This window comes from Rhodococcus sp. 05-340-2 (assembly GCF_002258915.1).
GTDB lineage: Bacteria > Actinomycetota > Actinomycetes > Mycobacteriales > Mycobacteriaceae > Rhodococcoides.
Window position 1 is genome coordinate 221,430 of record NZ_NOYU01000027.1, and the last position, 19,618, is coordinate 241,047.

16 protein-coding genes are annotated in these 19,618 nt (G+C 65.8%); 15 read left to right on the forward strand and 1 reads right to left on the reverse strand.

What is annotated here, in order from left to right:
- Positions 1-7: 7 nt before the first annotated feature.
- The 13 genes from recG to smc all read left to right on the forward strand — a co-directional run bounded on the left by recG (position 8) and on the right by smc (position 15,920).
- A complete protein-coding gene (recG, locus tag CH271_RS16045) occupies positions 8-2,284 on the forward strand; it encodes an ATP-dependent DNA helicase RecG (RefSeq protein WP_094634203.1) in 2,277 nt (758 codons plus the stop codon).
- A gap of 188 nt (positions 2,285-2,472) precedes the next feature.
- The gene (locus CH271_RS16050) at positions 2,473-5,889 is read left to right on the forward strand and encodes a pyruvate carboxylase (RefSeq protein ID WP_094634204.1); all 3,417 of its coding nucleotides are present in this window, start codon (positions 2,473-2,475) and stop codon (positions 5,887-5,889) included.
- Positions 5,886-6,440, forward strand: coding sequence for a 16S rRNA (guanine(966)-N(2))-methyltransferase RsmD (gene rsmD / locus CH271_RS16055; protein WP_094634205.1), 555 nt, complete (start codon positions 5,886-5,888; stop codon positions 6,438-6,440). Before CH271_RS16050 ends, rsmD begins: the two co-directional genes overlap by 4 nt.
- A 36-nt stretch (positions 6,441-6,476) precedes the next feature.
- On the forward strand, positions 6,477-6,965 hold the full coding sequence (coaD, locus tag CH271_RS16060; protein ID WP_037189683.1) for a pantetheine-phosphate adenylyltransferase: 489 nt from the start codon (positions 6,477-6,479) through the stop codon (positions 6,963-6,965).
- 119 nt (positions 6,966-7,084) lie between these two features.
- A complete protein-coding gene (locus CH271_RS16065) occupies positions 7,085-7,876 on the forward strand; it encodes a DivIVA domain-containing protein (protein ID WP_094634206.1) in 792 nt (263 codons plus the stop codon).
- A gap of 91 nt (positions 7,877-7,967) precedes the next feature.
- Positions 7,968-8,576: a YceD family protein gene (locus tag CH271_RS16070; RefSeq protein ID WP_032397783.1), complete on the forward strand. Its 609-nt coding sequence runs from the start codon at positions 7,968-7,970 to the stop codon at positions 8,574-8,576.
- Positions 8,577-8,759, forward strand: coding sequence for a 50S ribosomal protein L32 (rpmF, locus tag CH271_RS16075; protein ID WP_032397784.1), 183 nt, complete (start codon positions 8,577-8,579; stop codon positions 8,757-8,759). It abuts the gene before it with no gap.
- 26 nt (positions 8,760-8,785) lie between these two features.
- Entirely contained in the window at positions 8,786-9,568 is a 783-nt protein-coding gene (gene rnc / locus CH271_RS16080; protein WP_037189675.1) for a ribonuclease III, read from the forward strand.
- On the forward strand, positions 9,568-10,434 hold the full coding sequence (gene mutM, locus CH271_RS16085) for a bifunctional DNA-formamidopyrimidine glycosylase/DNA-(apurinic or apyrimidinic site) lyase (RefSeq protein WP_094634207.1): 867 nt from the start codon (positions 9,568-9,570) through the stop codon (positions 10,432-10,434). Before rnc ends, mutM begins: the two co-directional genes overlap by 1 nt.
- Positions 10,435-10,558: 124 nt before the next feature.
- Positions 10,559-10,987 (forward strand): OsmC family protein, encoded by a 429-nt coding sequence (locus tag CH271_RS16090; protein WP_094634208.1) that lies wholly within the window; start codon positions 10,559-10,561, stop codon positions 10,985-10,987.
- Entirely contained in the window at positions 10,987-11,886 is a 900-nt protein-coding gene (locus CH271_RS16095) for an SMP-30/gluconolactonase/LRE family protein (protein WP_143546063.1), read from the forward strand. Before CH271_RS16090 ends, CH271_RS16095 begins: the two co-directional genes overlap by 1 nt.
- A complete protein-coding gene (locus tag CH271_RS16100; protein WP_094634209.1) occupies positions 11,883-12,158 on the forward strand; it encodes an acylphosphatase in 276 nt (91 codons plus the stop codon). The genes CH271_RS16095 and CH271_RS16100 overlap by 4 nt, the downstream gene beginning before the upstream one ends.
- 60 nt (positions 12,159-12,218) lie before the next feature.
- Positions 12,219-15,920 (forward strand): chromosome segregation protein SMC, encoded by a 3,702-nt coding sequence (gene smc / locus CH271_RS16105; RefSeq protein WP_094634210.1) that lies wholly within the window; start codon positions 12,219-12,221, stop codon positions 15,918-15,920.
- Between the two features lie 16 nt (positions 15,921-15,936).
- Here smc and CH271_RS16110 read toward each other — a convergent pair whose 3' ends face one another.
- The gene (locus CH271_RS16110; RefSeq protein WP_094634211.1) at positions 15,937-16,569 is read right to left on the reverse strand and encodes a pyridoxamine 5'-phosphate oxidase family protein; all 633 of its coding nucleotides are present in this window, start codon (positions 16,567-16,569) and stop codon (positions 15,937-15,939) included.
- 94 nt (positions 16,570-16,663) lie between these two features.
- Here CH271_RS16110 and ftsY point away from each other — a divergent pair, with 94 nt between their 5' ends.
- Positions 16,664-18,070 carry a signal recognition particle-docking protein FtsY gene (ftsY, locus tag CH271_RS16115; protein ID WP_179274649.1) on the forward strand — a complete coding sequence of 469 codons (1,407 nt, stop codon included), beginning with the start codon at positions 16,664-16,666 and terminating at the stop codon, positions 18,068-18,070.
- Between the two features lie 201 nt (positions 18,071-18,271).
- The gene (locus tag CH271_RS16120; protein ID WP_170946067.1) at positions 18,272-19,561 is read left to right on the forward strand and encodes an ammonium transporter; all 1,290 of its coding nucleotides are present in this window, start codon (positions 18,272-18,274) and stop codon (positions 19,559-19,561) included.
- The last annotated feature ends 57 nt before the right edge of the window (positions 19,562-19,618 follow it).

Here is a 19,618-nt window from a genome sequence, read left to right on the forward strand (position 1 = left end):
TCGGACAATGGCAACGCTGGTGGACCGGCTCGATCACATCCTCGGAGCCGCGGCGGCGACGCCGCTGGCAGACGTCTTCGGTATTCACACCGTCGAGGACCTGCTTCGGCACTATCCGCACCGCTACATGACACACGGTTCGGAGCTGGGGGAGAAGGAGCCGCCCGAGGGCGAGCACATCACCATCGTCGCCACGATCGAGTCCGCGACGCTGCGCTCGATGAAGAACCGCAACGGTCAGTTCCTCGCAGTGACACTCGCCGCCGACGGACAGCGGATCGACGCCACCTTCTTCAGCCCCCACAAGCTCAAGCACGTTCTGGTACCCGGTCGCCGAGGAATGTTCTCGGGCAAGGTCAAGTACTTCGGCAAGCGCTGGAATCTGACGCACCCCAGTTACGTGATTCTCGGCGGAGACGACAACGACGGTGCCGTCGTGCCCGCAGGGCGAATCGTCGGCGGCGGCACCCTGGCCGGACTCGCTCGTGGTTCCGTCGATTCGTCCGGTGCCGTCGACATGTCGGTGTTCGATCGAGCATTCGTGCCCATCTATCCGGCCGCGAAGGACGTCGAGAGCTGGACCTTCATGCGCTGCGTGCGGCAGGTGCTCGACCAGCTCGACGACGTGGTCGATCCGCTGCCCGAGTCGGTCCGTGCGCAACGCGGTCTCGTCGACATCGACACCGCGCTGCGGTCGGTCCATTTCCCGGACACCGCACAGGACAAGGACTCCGCGCGCGAGCGGCTCAAGTTCGACGAGGCGCTCGCCGTTCAACTCGTCCTCGCCGATCGCCGACGCGACGCATCCACCCGGGTGGCAGCGCGATGCCCACCGATCACCGACGGTATCGCCGCCGAGTTCGATCGGCGTCTGCCGTTCGAGTTGACGGCCGGCCAGCACCAGGTCGCAGCCGAGATCGCCCACGATCTGTCGGCACCGCATCCGATGTCGCGGCTGTTGCAGGGTGAGGTCGGCTCGGGCAAGACGATCGTCGCACTGCGGGCGATGCTGCAGGTGATCGATGCCGGGCATCAGTGTGCGCTGCTGGCACCGACGGAGGTTCTCGCCTCCCAACACGCGCGCTCGATTCGGTCGATGCTCGGGAGCCTCGCGGCCGGTGGGGAACTCGGATCGCACGAGTTGGCGACCAAGGTCGCCTTGTTGACCGGCTCGATGTCCACGGCGGCCAAGCGGTCCGCCCTGCTCGATGCCGTCACCGGTGACGCGGGCATCGTGATCGGTACCCACGCTCTGATCGAGGACCGAGTGGAATTCCTCGATCTCGCGATGGTCGTCGTCGACGAACAACACAGGTTCGGCGTCGAGCAACGAGATGCGTTGCGCGCGAAAGCTCGCGACAACACCAGTCCGCACTTGCTGGTGATGACCGCGACCCCCATCCCGCGCACCATCGCGATGTCGACACTGGGTGACCTCGAGACGTCGGTGCTCACCGAACTGCCGCGCGGCCGATCGCCCATCGTCAGCAACGTCGTACCCGCCAGGAGCAAACCGGGCTGGGTCGATCGAGCGTGGCAGCGTATTCACGAGGAAGTGGCAGCGGGTCGCCAGGCCTACGTGGTGTGCTCCCGTATCGGCGACGACGAGGACGCGGAGAACGGGAAGAAGAGCGCCGCGAAGAAGAAGAGCGCGAGCGCGGAGGACGGCCCCGAGACGACGGCTGCGGTGGACCTGTACGAGACTCTCTCCACCGGGCCGATGCACGATCTGCGCGTGGGGCTGCTGCACGGGCGACTGTCGGGAGACGACAAGGACATCACGATGTCCGAGTTCAACTCCGGCGAGATCGACGTGCTCGTCTGCACCACGGTGGTCGAAGTGGGCGTGGACGTTCCCAACGCGACGGTCATGGTCATCATGGATGCGGACCGATTCGGCGTGAGCCAACTGCATCAGTTGCGAGGCCGGATCGGCCGAGGCGGGCACCAGGGCCTGTGCATCATGATCAGCTATCTCAGCCCCGCGGGTGGCTCCTTCGCCCGGCTGGAGGCGGTGGCGGCCACCAACGACGGTTTCGAGTTGGCCAAGCTGGATCTGGCCACTCGTCGCGAGGGCGACGTTCTCGGAGCTGCACAGTCGGGCACGGTCAGCGGACTGCGGCTGCTCTCGTTCATCGACGACGAGGACATCATCGCCGACGCACAGGACTGCGCGCGGTCTCTGTTCGCGCGGGACCCGTCGCTGGCGAACGATCCCGGCATTGCGTCGATGATGCGGTCGGCCTGGCGATCGGATCGAGTCGACTATTTGCAGAAGTCCTGACGGGGCAGGAGTGGAGCCTGCAGGAACGACAGGGGAAGGCAGGAGTGGAGCCTGCAGGAACGACCGGGAACGATCAGGAACGGCGTAGGGACTCACTGCACCGTTTCAGTCGGCCGATTCGAGCAATTCGTCCCGAATGGTGAGATCAGTACACCTCGGTGGCTCACGCTGCCGGGTAAGTTGAGCCAATGTTCTCCAAAGTTTTGGTTGCCAACCGCGGTGAAATCGCCATCCGCGCCTTCCGCGCCTCCTACGAACTAGGGGCCTCGACCGTTGCGGTGTTCCCGTTCGAGGACCGGAACTCGGTGCACCGGACGAAGGCCGACGAGGCGTATCAGATCGGGGAGAAGGGTCATCCTGTTCGCGCGTATCTCTCGGTCGAGGAGATCGTCGCCGCTGCCAAGCGCAGTGGTGCGGACGCGGTGTATCCCGGGTACGGATTCCTTTCCGAGAACCCGGATCTGGCCGCGGCGTGTGCCGAGGCGGGCATCACCTTCGTCGGCCCGTCGGCCGACGTGCTCGAACTGACCGGTAACAAGGCGCGGGCCATCGCGGCCGCCAAGGCCGCAGGGCTTCCTGTACTGGCGTCGTCGGACCCGTCGTCCGATGTGGACGAGCTCGTCGCGGCGTCCGAGACGATGACGTTCCCGTTGTTCGTCAAGGCGGTCGCCGGTGGCGGTGGTCGAGGTATGCGCCGAGTGGCCGAGCCCGAGCAGCTGCGCGAATCCATCGAAGCTGCTGCGCGCGAGGCCGAATCGGCCTTCGGTGATCCGACGGTGTTCCTCGAGCAGGCCGTGATCGATCCTCGGCACATCGAGGTTCAGATCCTCGCCGACGGCCAGGGCAACGTGGTGCACCTGTTCGAGCGCGACTGCAGTGTGCAGCGTCGGCATCAGAAGGTCATCGAGCTCGCTCCGGCTCCCAACCTGCCCGAAGGATTGCGTGAGAAGATCTGCGCCGACGCCGTCGCGTTCGCGAAGCAGATCGGCTACTCGTGCGCCGGGACCGTCGAGTTTCTGCTCGACACCCGTGGCAATCACGTCTTCATCGAGATGAACCCTCGAATTCAGGTGGAGCACACCGTCACCGAAGAGGTGACCGATGTGGATCTGGTGCAGTCCCAGCTGCGGATCGCCTCGGGTGAGACGCTCGCGGATCTGGGTCTGCAGCAGGAGAACATCGTGCTGCGCGGTGCGGCGCTGCAGTGCCGCATCACCACCGAGGATCCGGCGAACGGATTCCGGCCGGACGTCGGACGCATCACTGCGTACCGCACACCGGGCGGTGCGGGCGTGCGTCTCGACGGCGGAACCACGCTGGGCGCGGAGGTCGGCGCGTACTTCGATTCCATGCTCGTCAAGCTCACCTGCCGCGGCCGCGACTTCGACACCGCCGTGGCGCGGGCCCGACGAGCGTTGGCGGAGTTCAGGATTCGCGGTGTCGCGACGAATATCCCGTTCCTGCAAGCGGTTCTGGTCGATCCCGACTTCACCGCGGGCCGGGTCACCACCTCGTTCATCGAGGAGCGGCCGGAACTGCTCACCTCGCGATCCTCGGGCGACCGCGGCACGAAGATTCTCGCCTACCTGGCCGACGTGACGGTCAACAAGCCGCACGGCGAGCGTCCGTCCCCGGTGTACCCACACGACAAGCTTCCCGCTGTCGACTTCTCGGCTCCGATTCCCGACGGTTCGCGTCAACGACTGCTCGCGCTCGGGCCCGAGGGTTTTGCCCGCGATCTGCGCAACCAGAAAGCTCTCGGCGTCACCGACACCACGTTCCGTGACGCACATCAGTCGTTGTTGGCGACGCGAGTGCGGACGAGCGGACTGCTCGGTGTCGCCCCGTACGTGGCGCGTACGACGCCGCAGTTGCTCTCCATCGAGGCGTGGGGCGGTGCGACGTACGATGTGGCGCTGCGGTTCCTGCACGAGGATCCGTGGGAGCGCCTGGCGAGTCTGCGAGAGGCCGTGCCGAACATCGCAATTCAGATGTTGCTGCGCGGCAGGAACACCGTCGGCTACACCCCGTATCCGGAGAAGGTGACCCGCAGCTTCGTTGCCGAGGCCACCGACACCGGCATCGACATCTTCCGTATCTTCGACGCCCTCAACAATGTCGATCAGATGCGCCCGGCCATCGATGCCGTGCGCGAGACCGGTACGGCGCTCGCCGAGGTGGCACTGAGTTACACCGGTGATCTGTCGAACCCGAACGAGAACCTCTACACCCTCGACTACTACCTGAAGTTGGCCGAGCAGATCGTCGACGCAGGCGCGCACGTGCTCGCCATCAAGGACATGGCAGGACTGCTCCGCGCACCCGCAGCCAAGACGCTGGTGACGGCGTTGCGCTCGAACTTCGATCTGCCCGTGCACGTACACACGCACGACACACCCGGTGGTCAGCTCGCGACGTACCTCGCCGCGTGGGAGGCCGGGGCCGACGCTGTCGACGGTGCCAGCGCGGCGATGGCGGGTACCACGAGCCAGCCTGCGTTGTCGGCGATCGTGGCGGCTGCCGCGCACACGGAGCGTGACACCGGCCTGAATCTTCAGGCCGTCTGCGACCTGGAGCCGTACTGGGAGGCCGTGCGAAAGGTGTACGCGCCGTTCGAGTCCGGGCTGCCGGCACCGACGGGCCGCGTCTACACGCACGAGATTCCCGGCGGACAGCTCTCGAATCTACGGCAGCAAGCTATTTCGCTTGGTCTCGGTGATCGGTTCGAGACCGTCGAGGCCAATTATGCTGCAGCCGACCGCATGTTGGGCCGATTGACCAAGGTGACGCCGAGCTCGAAGGTCGTCGGCGACCTGGCTCTGGCTCTGGTCGGTGCAGGCGCGTCCGCCGAGGAATTCGCCGAGAATCCCGGCCGCTACGACATCCCCGATTCGGTGATCGGATTCCTGCGCGGTGATCTGGGCACGCCTGCGGGCGGATGGCCGGAACCGTTGCGGACGAAGGCGCTGGAGGGTCGTGGAGAGGGCAAGCCGGTGAGACCGCTCACCGAGGAGGACGAGAAGAACCTCGACGGCACGTCGGCTCAGCGCCGCGAGACACTCAACCGTCTGCTGTTCCCCGGTCCCACGGCCGAACTCGCTGCCCACCGCGAGAAGTACGGCGATACGACGCGGCTGTCGGCCAATCAGTTCTTCTACGGGCTGCGGCAGGGCGAGGAGCATCGGGTGGCACTGGAGAAGGGCGTCGAGCTGCTCATCGGGCTCGAGGCCATCTCCGATCCCGACGAGCGTGGCATGCGCACCGTGATGTGCATTCTCAACGGACAGTTGCGGCCGGTGTCGGTGCGCGACCGATCCATCTCCAGCGAGGCCCCCACGGTCGAGAAGGCGGACCGATCGAACTCCGGGCACATTCCGGCACCGTTCGCAGGCGTCGTCACACTGTCCGTCGAAGAGGGACAGAAGATCTCGGCCGGCGACACCATCGCCACGATCGAGGCGATGAAGATGGAGGCTGCCATCACCGCTCCTCGCGGCGGCTCGGTGACCCGGCTGGCGATCTCGGGCGTGCAGCAGGTGGAGGGCGGCGATCTGCTCGTCGTCATCGGTGGGGGGTCGACGGGCGAAGAGGCCGGCAGCGAATGACACGGATCGTGGCGGGTGTCGCGGGCGGTCGACGATTGTCGGTTCCCGGCCAGGGCACCCGTCCCACCTCCGAGCGAGTTCGCGAAGCGTTGTTCAGCTCGCTGGAGAGTCGAATGGAACTCGACGGTGCCGCGGTGCTGGATCTGTTCGCAGGATCGGGAGCACTGGGGCTCGAGGCACTCTCGCGTGGAGCGTCGTCGGCGGTGTTGGTCGAATCGGACGCCCGAGCGGCGGCGGTGGTGCGAAAGAACATCGCATCGGTGGGTTTGCCCGGCGCATCGGTCCGGTGCGCTCCGGTGGCGTCGGTGCTGGCGGGCGCTGCGGATGCGGCGTACGACCTGGTGTTGGCCGACCCGCCGTATGCCGTGACCGACACTGCCGTCGCCGGCCTGTTGGACAGACTCGTCACCGGGGGATGGCTCGCTCCCGACGCGGTCGTCGTCCTCGAGCGGTCGTCGCGTTCGCCGGAGACCCGATGGCCGGCCGGACTGGTTCCGGAGAAGTCGAAGAAGTACGGCGAGAGTCGGATCGAGATCGCAGCACGCGCGTGACGAGCGAGCCCGGGATCGGCTGATAGGTTCGCGGGCATGACTGGCGCACTCTGCCCTGGATCCTTCGACCCGGTGACCAACGGTCACCTCGACATCTTCGAGCGTGCCGCCGCCGCCTTCGACGAGGTGGTGGTCACGGTGATGGTGAACAAGAGCAAGAAGGGCATGTTCAGCATCGACGAGCGGATCGAGATGCTCGAGGTCGCCACGGATCATCTGCCCAATGTCAGAGTCGGTTCGTGGTACGGCCTGTTGGTCGATTACGCACGGCAAGAAGGCTTTTCGGCGATCGTCAAAGGTCTGCGCAGTGCCAACGACTTCGATTACGAGTTGCAGATGGCGCAGATGAACAGAACGTTGACCGGTGTGGACACGCTGTTTCTCCCGGCGAATCCAGCTCACGGCTTCCTGTCGAGTTCGTTGATCAAGGAGGTCGCGACCTTCGGGGGAGACGTCACCGGCATGCTGCCGCCCTTCGTTCAGGACCGACTGACGGCCCGTATCGCCGAGCGGGCCGCAGAGTAGTTCGAAGAGCGACACACCGGGCCGGTATAGCGCAGACGCACGCGTCGACGGGCAGACTGAACAGCGCAGCACTGCGAGTGAAGACCGCGCAGTGGCAGATTCGACGATTGGGGTAACCGGTGTACCGCGTATTCGAGGCGCTCGACGAACTCGTCGCCATTGTCGAGGAGGCGCGCGGCGTTCCGATGACTGCCGGGTGCGTCGTCCCTCGCGGCGATGTCCTGGAACTGCTCGACGACGTCCGAGACGCCATCCCCGGCGAGTTGGACGACGCCCAGGACGTACTGGATCACCGCGACAAGCTCGTCGGCGACGCCAGGGCCACTGCGGAGAAGACGGTCGGCACCGCCAACGCAGAGGCCAAGGACACGGTCGAGAACGCCAGGGATTCGGCCGATCGCATTCTCGCCGACGCCAAGGCTCAAGCGGATCGCATGGTGTCCGAAGCGTCGGCCCACGCCGATCAGCTCGTGGCCGATGCCGAGGCGGAGGCCGAGCGAACGGTGCTCGACGGCCAGCGTGAGTACGAGGAACTGACCGTTCGTGCGCGCACCGAGGCCGATCGGATGATCGAGTCCGGTACCGCGTCGTACGAGCGGTCGGTCGCAGACGGCACAGCCGAACAGAACCGGCTCGTCTCGGAAACCGAGGTCGTCCAGGCGGCCCGCGCCGAGTCTGCTCGGGTGATCGACAGCGCGCACGCCGAATCCGATCGGATGCGCAGTGAGTGCGACGTCTACGTCGATACCAAGCTTGCAGAGTTCGAGGAGTTCCTCAGCGGCACCATTCGTTCGGTCGGCCGTGGGCGTCAGCAGCTGCGAACCGGTTCGGGTGTACCGGAATACGGCAATGAGCCGTACGGTGACTCCGCGTACGGGAGCCCGGACCAGGGCCGTCGCAGCCGCCACTGAACGGCAGCGATTTGCCCTCGTATGCGCGTATGCGTATCGTTGTGGGGTTGCTTACCGACAGTAGGCATACCGACAGTAAGGAAGAACAGCCGTGCCCCCGCCCAAGAGAACGACGCGTCCGGAATTGGACGACGGATTCGTTCTGGACATTCTCAACCTCGGTCGTCGACCCGGGTCGACGAAGGCCATCGAGCGGACGGTTCCGGCTCCTTCCCGAATCGGCCTCGATGCCATTGCCATCGAAGCCGGTGTTCCGGTCTCGCTCGATCTGCAGTTGCAGGCGGTCTCGGAGGGCGTTCTCGTCACCGGCTCCGTACGGGCAGCCACGGCCGGCGAGTGCACGCGCTGCCTCGACCCGGTCGGTGGCAACGTCGACGTCTACCTGACCGAGTTGTTCGCTTACCCGAACAGCATCACCGAGGAGACCACCGATGCGGACGAGATTCACCGCATCGTCGACGACCTGATAGACCTCGAACCCGTCATCGTCGACGCGGTCGGTTTGGAGCTTCCACTCCACCCCGTCTGCAGTGACGAGTGCGAGGGATTGTGCCCAGAATGCGGCGTTCGCCTGGCGATTGCTGAATCCGGCCACAGTCACGATACAATTGATCCTCGCTGGGCTGGTCTTGCAGCCAAATTTGGCGTGGATCCAGAACCGAGCACAGAACTTGTGAACAACGAAGCCGAGGAGAAGTAAGTGGCTGTCCCGAAGCGCAAAATGTCGCGTTCCAACACGAGGTCGCGTCGTGCACAGTGGAAAACCACTGCGCCCACCCTCGTGACGTGCCCCAACCGCGGTTGTGGCGAGAAGACTCTGCCCCACATCGCGTGCCCCTCGTGTGGCACCTACAAGGGCCGCCAGGTCGTCGCAGCGGTCTGATTTCCGCTTACGTGACAAACGAAGTAGTGGACCGGCACAACAGCGGTTCGCAGAAGAATAGCTCCACTGCCGTCAGCGGCGGGGACGACCGAGAGTCGCTCCTCGCCGCTATCGGTGTCTCCCTGTCGGAACCATTGTTGACATTGGCTCTGACGCACCGGTCGTTCGCGTACGAGCACGGTGGTCTGCCGACGAACGAGCGGCTCGAGTTCCTGGGGGACTCGGTGCTCGGCCTGGCCGTCACCGAGCATCTCTACGCGGTGCACCCCACCAAGTCCGAAGGTCAGCTGGCCAAGATCAGGGCGAGCGTGGTCAACATGCATGCCCTGGCCGAGGTCGCGCGTGGACTCGGCGACGGCGGCTTGGGTCGCCACCTGCTGTTGGGCAAGGGCGAGGAGCAGACCGGCGGACGCGACAAGCCGAGCATCCTTGCCGACGGCATGGAGTCGATGCTGGGTGCAATCCACCTGCAGCACGGCATCGACGTCGCGCGCACCGTGGTCCTGACGCTGTTCGCAGGTCTCCTCGATCGGGCTCCCAAGCTCGGTGCGGGGCTGGACTGGAAGACGAGCCTGCAGGAATTGACCGCCGAACGTGCACTGGGCGTTCCCGCGTACGAGATCTCGTCCACCGGGCCCGATCACGACAAGGAATTCACCGCGACCGTGTTGGTCGGCGGATTCCCTCGCGGCGTCGGTATCGGTCGATCGAAGAAGGAAGCCGAACAGAAGGCTGCCAGTCTGGCGTGGAACACACTGTCGAACAACGACACTGCGATTCCGGCCGAGTCGGCAACCGACGAGACCTGATGCCGGAACTGCCCGAGGTCGAGGTCGTCAGGCTCGGTCTGGAATCTCACGTCGTCGGCAGGACGATGCGGTCGGTGGAGGTGCTGCACCCGCGCGCCGTGCGACGACACGATCTCGGGGGCCTCGATCTGATCGGCCAGCTGCGCGGTCAGCGTGTCTCCTCTGCTCGGCGGCGCGGCAAGTACCTGTGGCTGGTGATGGAACCCGGCGACTTCGCGACCGTCGTGCACCTGGGTATGAGCGGACAGATGCTGGTGCAGCCGCCGTCCGCCCCGGACGAGAAGCACCTGCGGATTCGCGCTCGACTCGACGACGGCACCGATCTGCGCTTCGTCGATCAGCGCACGTTCGGCGGCTGGGCTCTCGCCCCGATCGTCACCGTGGACGGCACGGAGGTACCCGAACCGGTCGCACACATTGCCCGCGACCCGATCGATCCACTGTTCGACGCCGAATCGGTGGTGAACGTGTTGCGCGGCAAGCACACCGAGATCAAGCGGGCACTGCTCGACCAGACCGTGCTCTCGGGCGTGGGCAACATCTATGCCGACGAGGCGCTGTGGCGTGCGAAGATCCACGGCAATCGAATCGCGGAGACCCTGACGCGGCCGGCACTGCGACGCCTTCTCACCGCGGTGCACGCGGTGATGGGCGAGGCGCTGGCACAGGGCGGAACTTCGTTCGACGCGCTGTACGTGAACGTCAACGGACAATCCGGCTACTTCGATCGTTCCCTCGACGCCTACGGTCAGGAGGGTCTGCCCTGTTCTCGGTGCGGAGCCCCGATCAGACGCGAGAAGTTCATGAATCGCTCCTCGTTCAGCTGCCCAACCTGCCAGCCGCGACCCCGACACGTGCGCGGCTGACCGGGCGCAGGTCATTCCGCGGGCTCCACTCCTGTGCGAACACGTCATTCCGCGGGCTCCACTCCTGTGCGAACACGTCATTCCGCGGGCTCCACTCCCGAACCGCCCGCCTAGTATTTCGGTCATGGCAGAACAGAGCACGCCGACCAACCTCTGGGTCGAGCGCACAGGCACCCGTCGCTACACCGGCCGCAGCTCACGAGGAGCCGAAGTGCTCATCGGGTCCGAGTCGGTCGAGGGCGTCTTCACCCCCGGCGAGTTGCTGAAGATCGCACTCGCCGCCTGCACCGGTATGAGCTCGGACCTACCGCTCTCGCGTCGACTGGGCGATGATTACGCCGCCACCGTCGAGGTGTCCGGTGCCGCCGATCGCGAAAACGAGCGGTACCCGGAACTGAACGAGATTCTCCGAGTCGACCTCAGTGAGATGGATCCCGAGGCGCAGGAGCGTCTGCTGACGGTCGTCCAGCGCGCCATCGACAAGGTGTGCACCGTCGGGCGGACCCTGAAGGCCGGTACGACTGTCACCCTGGACATCGACGTGGACGCCTGATGAAAGCCGGGGCAGCCGTGGTCGTCACGGGTCTGCTCCTCGGCGCGGCGACCGCCCTGTCACCCACCGCGGACGCGTCGAGCAGCTGCACTCCGTGGTCGGTGAGCACGGTGGCGTCGGGATTCGGGATGCTCGAAAATCTCGAATTCGACGGCCGCGGTTCGATGGTCGTCTCCGAGACCTCTCCCATCGGACCCGGCGCTCTGCGTACCGTGGCTCCGGGCGGTGACCGGGGCACACTCGTTGCCGACGTCGAGTCGCCGGGCGGACTGGTCACCGATGGTGACACTCTGTATTTCACGACCGGAAACAGCGCTGCGGCAGGGTTTTTCGATACCCGAACCGGCACTGTCGACACGATCGATCTCGGTACGGGGGTTCGGTCGACGTACGCGTCGGGCCTGGCCATGCCCAACGGGCTGGCGAGATCGGAGACGGGTGATCTGTTCACCACCCGCAATCTGGGTGTCGTTGCAGGCCTGAGCCGGATCGCGACCGATCGCACCGTGTCGACGGTACGTACGGACGTGGGCACGGCGAACGGAATCGGCATCGGCGGCGGAAAGATCTACGTGGCCAACACGTTCGATCTCGAGACGACGCTCACCGTGCTCGACGCGAACAATCCGTCCGGGCCCTCCGAGCGCATTCGTATCGACGGTATCGGACCGCTCACGATGTCGGACGATCTGACCGTGGCCGATGACGGAACGGTCTATCTCGCACAGAATCTCGCCGGCAGGGTGGTCCGTATCGACCCCGAGACCGGATCGTCCTGCGTGATGGCCACCGGTGTTCCGCTGACCTCGTCGGTCGCCTTCGGCGGGGTCGGATTCGACGAGAAGGCCTTGTACGCCACCAGTTTCGACGGAACAGTCCGAAAGATGAGTCAGGTATGACGGACGAACGGCTGACGGCGTGGGTGCACGGACTGGTTCAGGGGGTCGGGTTTCGGTGGTGGACTCGCTCGCGTGCGCTGGAGCTGGGATTGGTCGGGCACGCGACCAATCACGCGGACGGACGTGTTCTGGTGATAGCCGAGGGCCCACGTGAGCGTCTCGAGGCGCTTCTCGAGTTGCTCCGAGGCGATCGGACCCCGGGCACGGTCACGCTCGTCGTGGAGAGTTGGGACACCGCCCGCGGAGATCTGACGGGCTTCGTCGAACGCTGATCGCCCGATGCGGACGGCTCGGCGCACATCGCTGCGTACTACCGGTAAAGTACGGACGCTATGTATCTCAAGAGTCTGACGCTGAAGGGCTTCAAGTCCTTTGCTTCGGCGACGACTCTTCGTTTCGAGCCCGGAATCACCTGCGTCGTCGGGCCCAACGGTTCGGGTAAATCCAATGTCGTGGACGCCCTGACCTGGGTGATGGGTGAACAAGGTGCCAAGGCGTTGCGCGGCGGGAAGATGGAAGACGTCATCTTCGCGGGCACGTCGGGCCGAGCCCCGCTCGGCCGCGCAGAGGTTACTCTGACGATCGACAATTCCGACGGCGCACTGCCGATCGACTACTCCGAGGTCTCGATCACCCGGCGAATGTTCCGAGACGGCGCGGGTGAGTACGAGATCAACGGCAGTTCGTGCCGATTGATGGACGTCCAGGAACTGCTCAGCGACTCCGGTATCGGCCGCGAGATGCACGTGATCGTGGGGCAGGGCCGGCTCGCCGCGATCCTGGAATCGCGGCCCGAGGACCGGCGAGCCTTCATCGAGGAAGCAGCCGGGGTGCTCAAGCACCGCAAGCGCAAGGAAAAGGCCGTCCGCAAGCTCGACGCGATGCAGGCCAACCTGGCGCGGTTGACCGACCTCACGACCGAATTGCGCCGCCAACTCAAGCCTCTCGGTAGGCAGGCCGAGGTTGCGCGTCGCGCGCAGACCGTCCAGGCCGACCTGCGCGATGCCCGGTTGCGACTGGTTGCCGACGACCTGGTGGCCAGGCGCGAGGAATTCGCGAACCAGACTCAGGACGAGGAAGCGGCTCGTGAGCAGTACGCGATGGTGCAGGACGCCCTCGAAGCAGGCTCGGTGGCACTCGGCGAACACGAGCAGGCCGTCGCTCGGCTGACTCCGAGCGCCGAAGCGGCCGGCCAGACGTGGTTCCGTCTCTCCGCGTTGGCCGAACGCGTGAATGCGACGGTGCGCATCGCGCACGAACGAGCTCGACATCTCGACGCCGTCCAGAGCACAGGTCGCGGACAGGACCCGGACGAGCTCGAAGCGCAGGCCGAGCGAGTGGCCGAGGAAGAGATGGAACTCGTCGAGGCCGTCGAGATGGCACGCGAAACCCTCGAGGCGGCACGTGAGCAGTTGGCCGAGCGCGAAGCCGCTGCTGCGGCCGCCGAGCGTGCCCACCTTGCGGCCGTACGCGCGGTGGCCGACCGCCGCGAGGGGTTCGCGCGCCTGTCCGGCCGAGTCGACACCTTCCGAACCAAGGTCGAGTCGATCGACGCGGAGGTGGCGCGCTTGTCGGTGGCCATCGACGAGGCACGAGAGCGCGGCGAATCGGCTCAGCGTGAATTCGAGAGTGTGCAGGATCAGATCGGCACCCTCGACGCGAGCGAACTGAGCCTCGACACCCACTACGAACGAGCCGTCGCCGCGCTGCGGCATGCCGATGCCCGAGTGACGGAGCTGCAGGCCGAAGAGCGCATCGCGGGCAAGAGGGTGGCGTCGTTCGAGGCCAGGATCGAGGCGCTGACGATGGGCCTCGAACGCAAGGACGGTGCCGGGTGGCTGGTGGAGAACCAGCAGGACGGTCTGTCGGGTCTGCTCGCAGGCCATCTCACGGTCGAGCCGGGGTACGAGATCGCGGTGGCAGTGGCAATGGGTCCGGCCGCCGATGCCGCACACGCCGAATCGTTCGATGCCGCGCGTGATGCGGTGCTGGCGCTGCGTGCTGCCGACGGTGGCCGCGCGTCCATCGTGCACGGCAATGTGGCTGCAGCGCAACCGGTTCCACGTCCGGACCTCCCGAGCGGCGCTCGATGGGTGCTGGACCTGATCGAGTATCCGGACCGGTTGGCCGGGGCCATGGCGGCCCTGCTCGACGGTGTGGTCGCCGTCGAGTCGCTCGACGCTGCACACCGTCTCGTCTCCGATTCCGGTGAGCTGCGTGCGGTGACCAAGGACGGCGACGTCGTCGAAGCCGGCTGGGTCACCGGCGGCTCGGATCGTCGCCCGAGCACCCTCGAGGTGCAGTCGGCAATCGACACGTCGACGGTGGAGTTGGCGGCGGCAGTCCGACGAGCGGAGGAGCTCGACGCAGCGCTGTCGGGAGCGTTGGCAGAACAACGGGATCGGCGCGAGTCGGCCGAGCAAGCGCTCGCAGCGCTCAACGAATCAGACGCTGCGATGGCCGCGGTGTACGAGCAGCTGGGCCGATTGGGTCAACTGGCGCGTTCGGCGCACGCGGAGTCGGCACGGTTGACGACGCAGCGCAGCTCTGCCGAGGCCAGCCGAGAAGAAGCGATTGCCCGGCTTGCCGAGCTCGAAGAAAATCTGCGGACGGCTGAGGACGAGCAATCCGGTTTCGCGGGAGACGGCGAGAGCGGTGATGCGGCGACCACCATGGAACGGGAGATGGCGGCAGCGGCACTGACCGAAGTACGTGCCGTGGAGGTCGAAGCTCGGTTGAACGTGCGGACCGCCGAAGAGCGTGCACAGTCCGTGCGAGGCCGGGCAGATTCGCTTCGACGGGCGGCGCGAGCCGAGCGCGAGGCCAGGGCGCGAGCCGAACGCGAGAGCGCAGCGCGTCGGCACGCGGCCGCAGTGGCCGCGGCGGTCGGAGAATCCGGCGAGGAGGTCGCCGCGCGGTTGGCTACGGTCGTTGCCGCAGCTGCACGTAGGCGCGACGAGCTCTCTGCCGAACGTGCAACGCGCACAATCGAACTCGACAAGGTGAAAGAGCAAGTCCGCGCCCTGCAGGGTCAGCTCGCGTCGATCACCGACGCCGTGCACCGGGACGAGGTGGCCCGCGCACAGGCAGCGCTGCGGATCGAACAGCTCGAGACGACGATTCTCGAACAGCACGGCATCGGCCTCGACGATCTGGTGGCCGAGTACGGGCCCGACGTGGCACTGCCTCCCACCGAACTCGAGATGGCCGAGTACGAGGCGGCCAAGGAGCGTGGTGAGCAGGTGGTGGCACCTGCCCCGATGCCGTTCGACCGAGCCACGCAGGAGCAGCGCGCCAAACGCGCCGAGCGTGACCTGGCCACACTCGGCAAGGTGAACCCGCTCGCCCTCGAAGAGTTCGCGGCCCTCGAGGAGCGCTACAACTTCCTGTCCACTCAGCTCGAGGACGTCAAATCCGCGCGCAAGGACCTGCTCGGCGTGGTCGCCGACGTCGACGAACGGATCCTGCAGGTCTTCACGGAGGCCTGGCTCGACGTCGAACGAGAATTCACCGGGGTGTTCGCCAAGCTCTTCCCAGGCGGCGAAGGACGACTGATCCTGACCGACCCGTCGGACATGCTCACCACCGGAATCGAGGTCGAGGCCCGCCCGCCCGGCAAGAAGGTCAAGCGGCTCTCGCTGCTCTCCGGTGGCGAGAAATCGCTGACCGCGGTGGCCATGCTGGTGGCCATCTTCCGTGCCCGACCGTCTCCGTTCTACGTGATGGACGAGGTCGAGGCTGCACTGGACGACACCAACCTGCGTCGACTGATCGGACTGTTCGAGCAGCTCCGCGAGAAGTCGCAGCTGATCGTCATCACCCACCAGAAGCCGACGATGGAGGTGGCCGACGCGCTGTACGGCGTCAGCATGCGCGGCGACGGCATCACCACGGTCATCTCGCAGCGGTTGAACCGAGAACGCGTCGCAGTGGACGCACCACAGCCGGACTCAGCCGAGCCAGACGCAGCCGAGCCGGACGCAACGGAGCCGGAGGCGACACCTGTCGTCGCCGAATCCGACACCGTGTCCTGAGGTTCGTCCGCCGGAGCTACTGCTTGGGGTAGAGCTGTTCGGCGTAGGACGGTCCGTAGTACTCGCGTAGTTCCTCCACCGTCTCGGGAGCCTGAGGAATCAGCGCCTTCGTCAGCGTCGCGACGTCGGGGATGGCGTCGGCTTCCCAGGTCTCGGGCTGCCACAACTTGGATCGCATGAATGCCTTCGCGCAGTGGTGGAACACCTGCTCGATGTCGACGACCAGGCACATGATCGGTCGGTGGCCTTTGACCTGTAGCTCGTCGAAGAACGGGGCGTCGGTGACCAGGGAGGCTCGACCGTTGATGCGGAGGGTGTCGCCGCGACCGGGGACGAAGAAGTTGAGCCCGACGAACGGGTTCTCGAGAATGTTGCGATAGCCGTCCATCCGGCGGTTGCCCGGCCGTTCGGCGAGAGCGATCGTGGCGTCGTCGAGGACGTGCACCAGACTGCCGGGCGGATCGCCCTTGGGTGAGACGTCGCATCGCCCGCTCGCGTCGGAGGTTCCGAGGAGGCAGAACGGTGAGGCAGCGAGCCACTGCACGTCCAGAGGGTGCAGTGTGCGTCGGTCCTTGTTGGCGGCTCGGAAGCTCGGCTCTCCGAACATCTCGGTCAGTTCGGCGGCGTCGCGCACCGTGGTCCACTCCATGACCGTGAACGCTATCGACACTCCACTCCGGGCGGGAGCGGATTTTCACGGTCGGTGCACCACCGGTGACCGACGGCCATGATCGCCTGAGAGGATGTCCTACGTGAGTAACCAAGCGTGGATCATCGTCGCGGCGATCGCTGCCGTCCTGCTCGTCGTCCTCGTCGTCGGGCTTGTCCTCTCCCGTCGTCGGAGAGTGTCCCTCAAGTCGGACGAGGCCGCACGAATCGAGGACGCGGCCGCCAAGGACAGATCCGGTGGCTACACCGCGGGCAGTGGTTTCTCGTTCAGTCAGGGAACGGCGACAGCCGAGCCCGCGGTCCCGAAGCCCCCCAAGCCTGCCGAACCGAAGCCGGTCGAACCGAAGCCTGCCGAACCGAAGCCGGTCGAGAACATCCCCGTCGAGCCGCCGCCGGTGGTTCCAGCGCCTGAACCGGTCGAAACGGAGACCGTGTGGATCGAGCCGGAGGTGCTCGAACCCGAGGCCCCGGCGACCGACGTCTCCGTCGCCGAGCCTGTTGCGCCCGAGCCCCCCGTAGTCGACACCGTCGCCCCTGCGCCTCGCCGCTTGGACACCATCGACCCGACCGAGGGACGGCTCGACCGTCTCCGTGGCCGGTTGGCGCGATCCCAGTCCGCGGTGGGCAAGAGCCTGCTCGGCCTGCTCGGCGGCGGAGACCTGGACGAGGACTCGTGGGAAGAGGTCGAGGACACCCTGCTGATCGCCGATATCGGGTCGGCCACCACCGCGGAGATCATGCGAACGCTGCGTGAGCAGATGGCGGCGCGCAGTATTCGCACCGAAGCCGATGCCCGGGCCCTGTTGCGCGAGATTCTGGTCGCGCAGCTGCATCCCGAGTTCGATCGGTCGATTCGTGCTCTGCCACACGACGGCGCGCCCGCCGTGCTGCTGGTGGTCGGCGTGAACGGCACCGGCAAGACCACGACCACGGGCAAACTGGCTCGCGTGCTGGTCGCCGACGGACGGCGGGTGTTGCTCGGTGCCGCCGACACGTTCCGCGCAGCTGCGGCCGATCAGCTGCAGACCTGGGCCGAGCGAGTGGGGGCCGAGGTGGTTCGCGGCAAGGAGGCCGCGGATCCGGCCGCCGTCGCGTTCGACGCGGTGAGCAAGGGGATCGAGAACGGTGTCGACGTGGTTCTGATCGACACTGCGGGACGGTTACACACCAAATCGGGTCTGATGGACGAGCTGAGCAAGGTCAAGCGCGTCATCGAGAAGCGGGCCCACGTCGACGACGTTCTGCTCGTTCTCGACGCAACCGTGGGCCAGAACGGACTGACACAGGCCCGTGTCTTCGCCGAGATCGTGAACATCACGGGAGTCGTGCTGACCAAGCTCGACGGAACCGCGAAGGGTGGCATCGTTTTTCAGGTGCAGCGTGAGCTCGGAGTGCCCGTCAAGCTCGTCGGTCTCGGTGAAGGTGCCGACGATCTGGCTCCGTTCGAGCCGGGGGCGTTCGTCGACGCACTGCTCGGCTGATCGACCGCGGGGGCGGCCCGCTAACCGGGGTAAAAGCACAAACGCCAGCACGAAACCTTTTTGCAACAGGATTCGGTCATGCGTTCACATATCCGAAACACCAGAGTGTCACGGATGAAACCTCGTGAAACCACTCTTCTTGCGTAACGGCGCGCCAACCGGTGTGCAGGAGAATGGAGGGTGTACGTGAGTCCCGAGGATATGTTGGCCAACTCCGGCAACGCCGCGTGGATGCTGATGGCAGCATCGCTGGTACTGCTGATGACGCCGGGCTTGGCGTTCTTCTACGGCGGTATGTCGCAGTCGAAGTCCGTGTTGAACATGATGATGATGTCGTTCGGAGCGATGGCCGTCGTCTCGATCATCTACTTCCTGTGGGGCTGGTCGATGTCCTACGGCACCCAGGACATCGGCGGTGTCTTCGCCAACCCGTTCGAGTTCTTCGGACTCAAGGATTCGATCACCGATGCGGACGGTAACTACATCGCCGGCGCATGGGGTTACGCCAACGTCATCGACGTGGCATTCCAGGTCACCTTCGCCATCATCACGGTCGCACTGATCAGCGGCTCGATCGCCGGTCGCGTCAAGTACGGCACCTGGCTCGCCTTCTCCGGCATCTGGGTCACTCTGGCCTACTTCCCGCTGGCGCACATGGTCTGGGGCGGCGGACTGCTCTCCGGATCCGAGAACGGTCTTGCGGCAATGATCTTCGGCACCACCGACGACGGTGAAGGTGGACTCGTCGCCAACGTGGCTCCGATCGACTTCGCCGGTGGCACGGTGGTGCACATCAACGCCGGTATCGCCGGTTTGATCCTGGCGATCATCATCGGCAAGCGTGCCGGCTTCGGCAAGGTCGCCTACCGCCCGCACAACCTGCCGTTCGTCATGCTCGGTGCAGCTCTGCTGTGGTTCGGCTGGTTCGGGTTCAATGCCGGTTCCGCCTTCGCAGCCGACGGAATCGCCGGTGTGGCCTGGGTCAACACCACCGCAGCCACGGCAGCGGCAATCGTGGGCTGGCTCATCACCGAGCGCATTCGCGACGGACACGCCACCAGCCTCGGCGCTGCCTCGGGCATCGTTGCAGGTCTGGTCGCCATCACCCCGGCCGCAGGCGCACTCACGCCGGTCGGTGCCATGATCCTCGGCGTCATCGCCGGCGTGCTCTCCGCGCTGGCGGTCGGCCTGAAGTTCAAGTTCGGCTACGACGACTCGCTCGACGTCGTGGGCGTGCACCTCGTCGCAGGCCTGTGGGGAACGATCGGAATCGGCTTCCTCGCATCCGAGACCGGCCTGTTCTACGGCGGCGATTACAAGCAGCTCGTCGTGCAGATCGTCATCGCACTGTTCGCGTTGATCTTCACCGCCATCGTCACCGCGGTCATCGCGTTCGCGCTCAAGCCTCTCGGCTGGCGCGTATCGGACGAGGAGGAGGCGAACGGCATCGACGAAGCCGAGCACGCCGAGACTGCATATGATTTCGCCTGACAAGGTAGAGATAGACGTGAACGCTGCACCGTACGACAACGGGCACTCGAGGTCTTG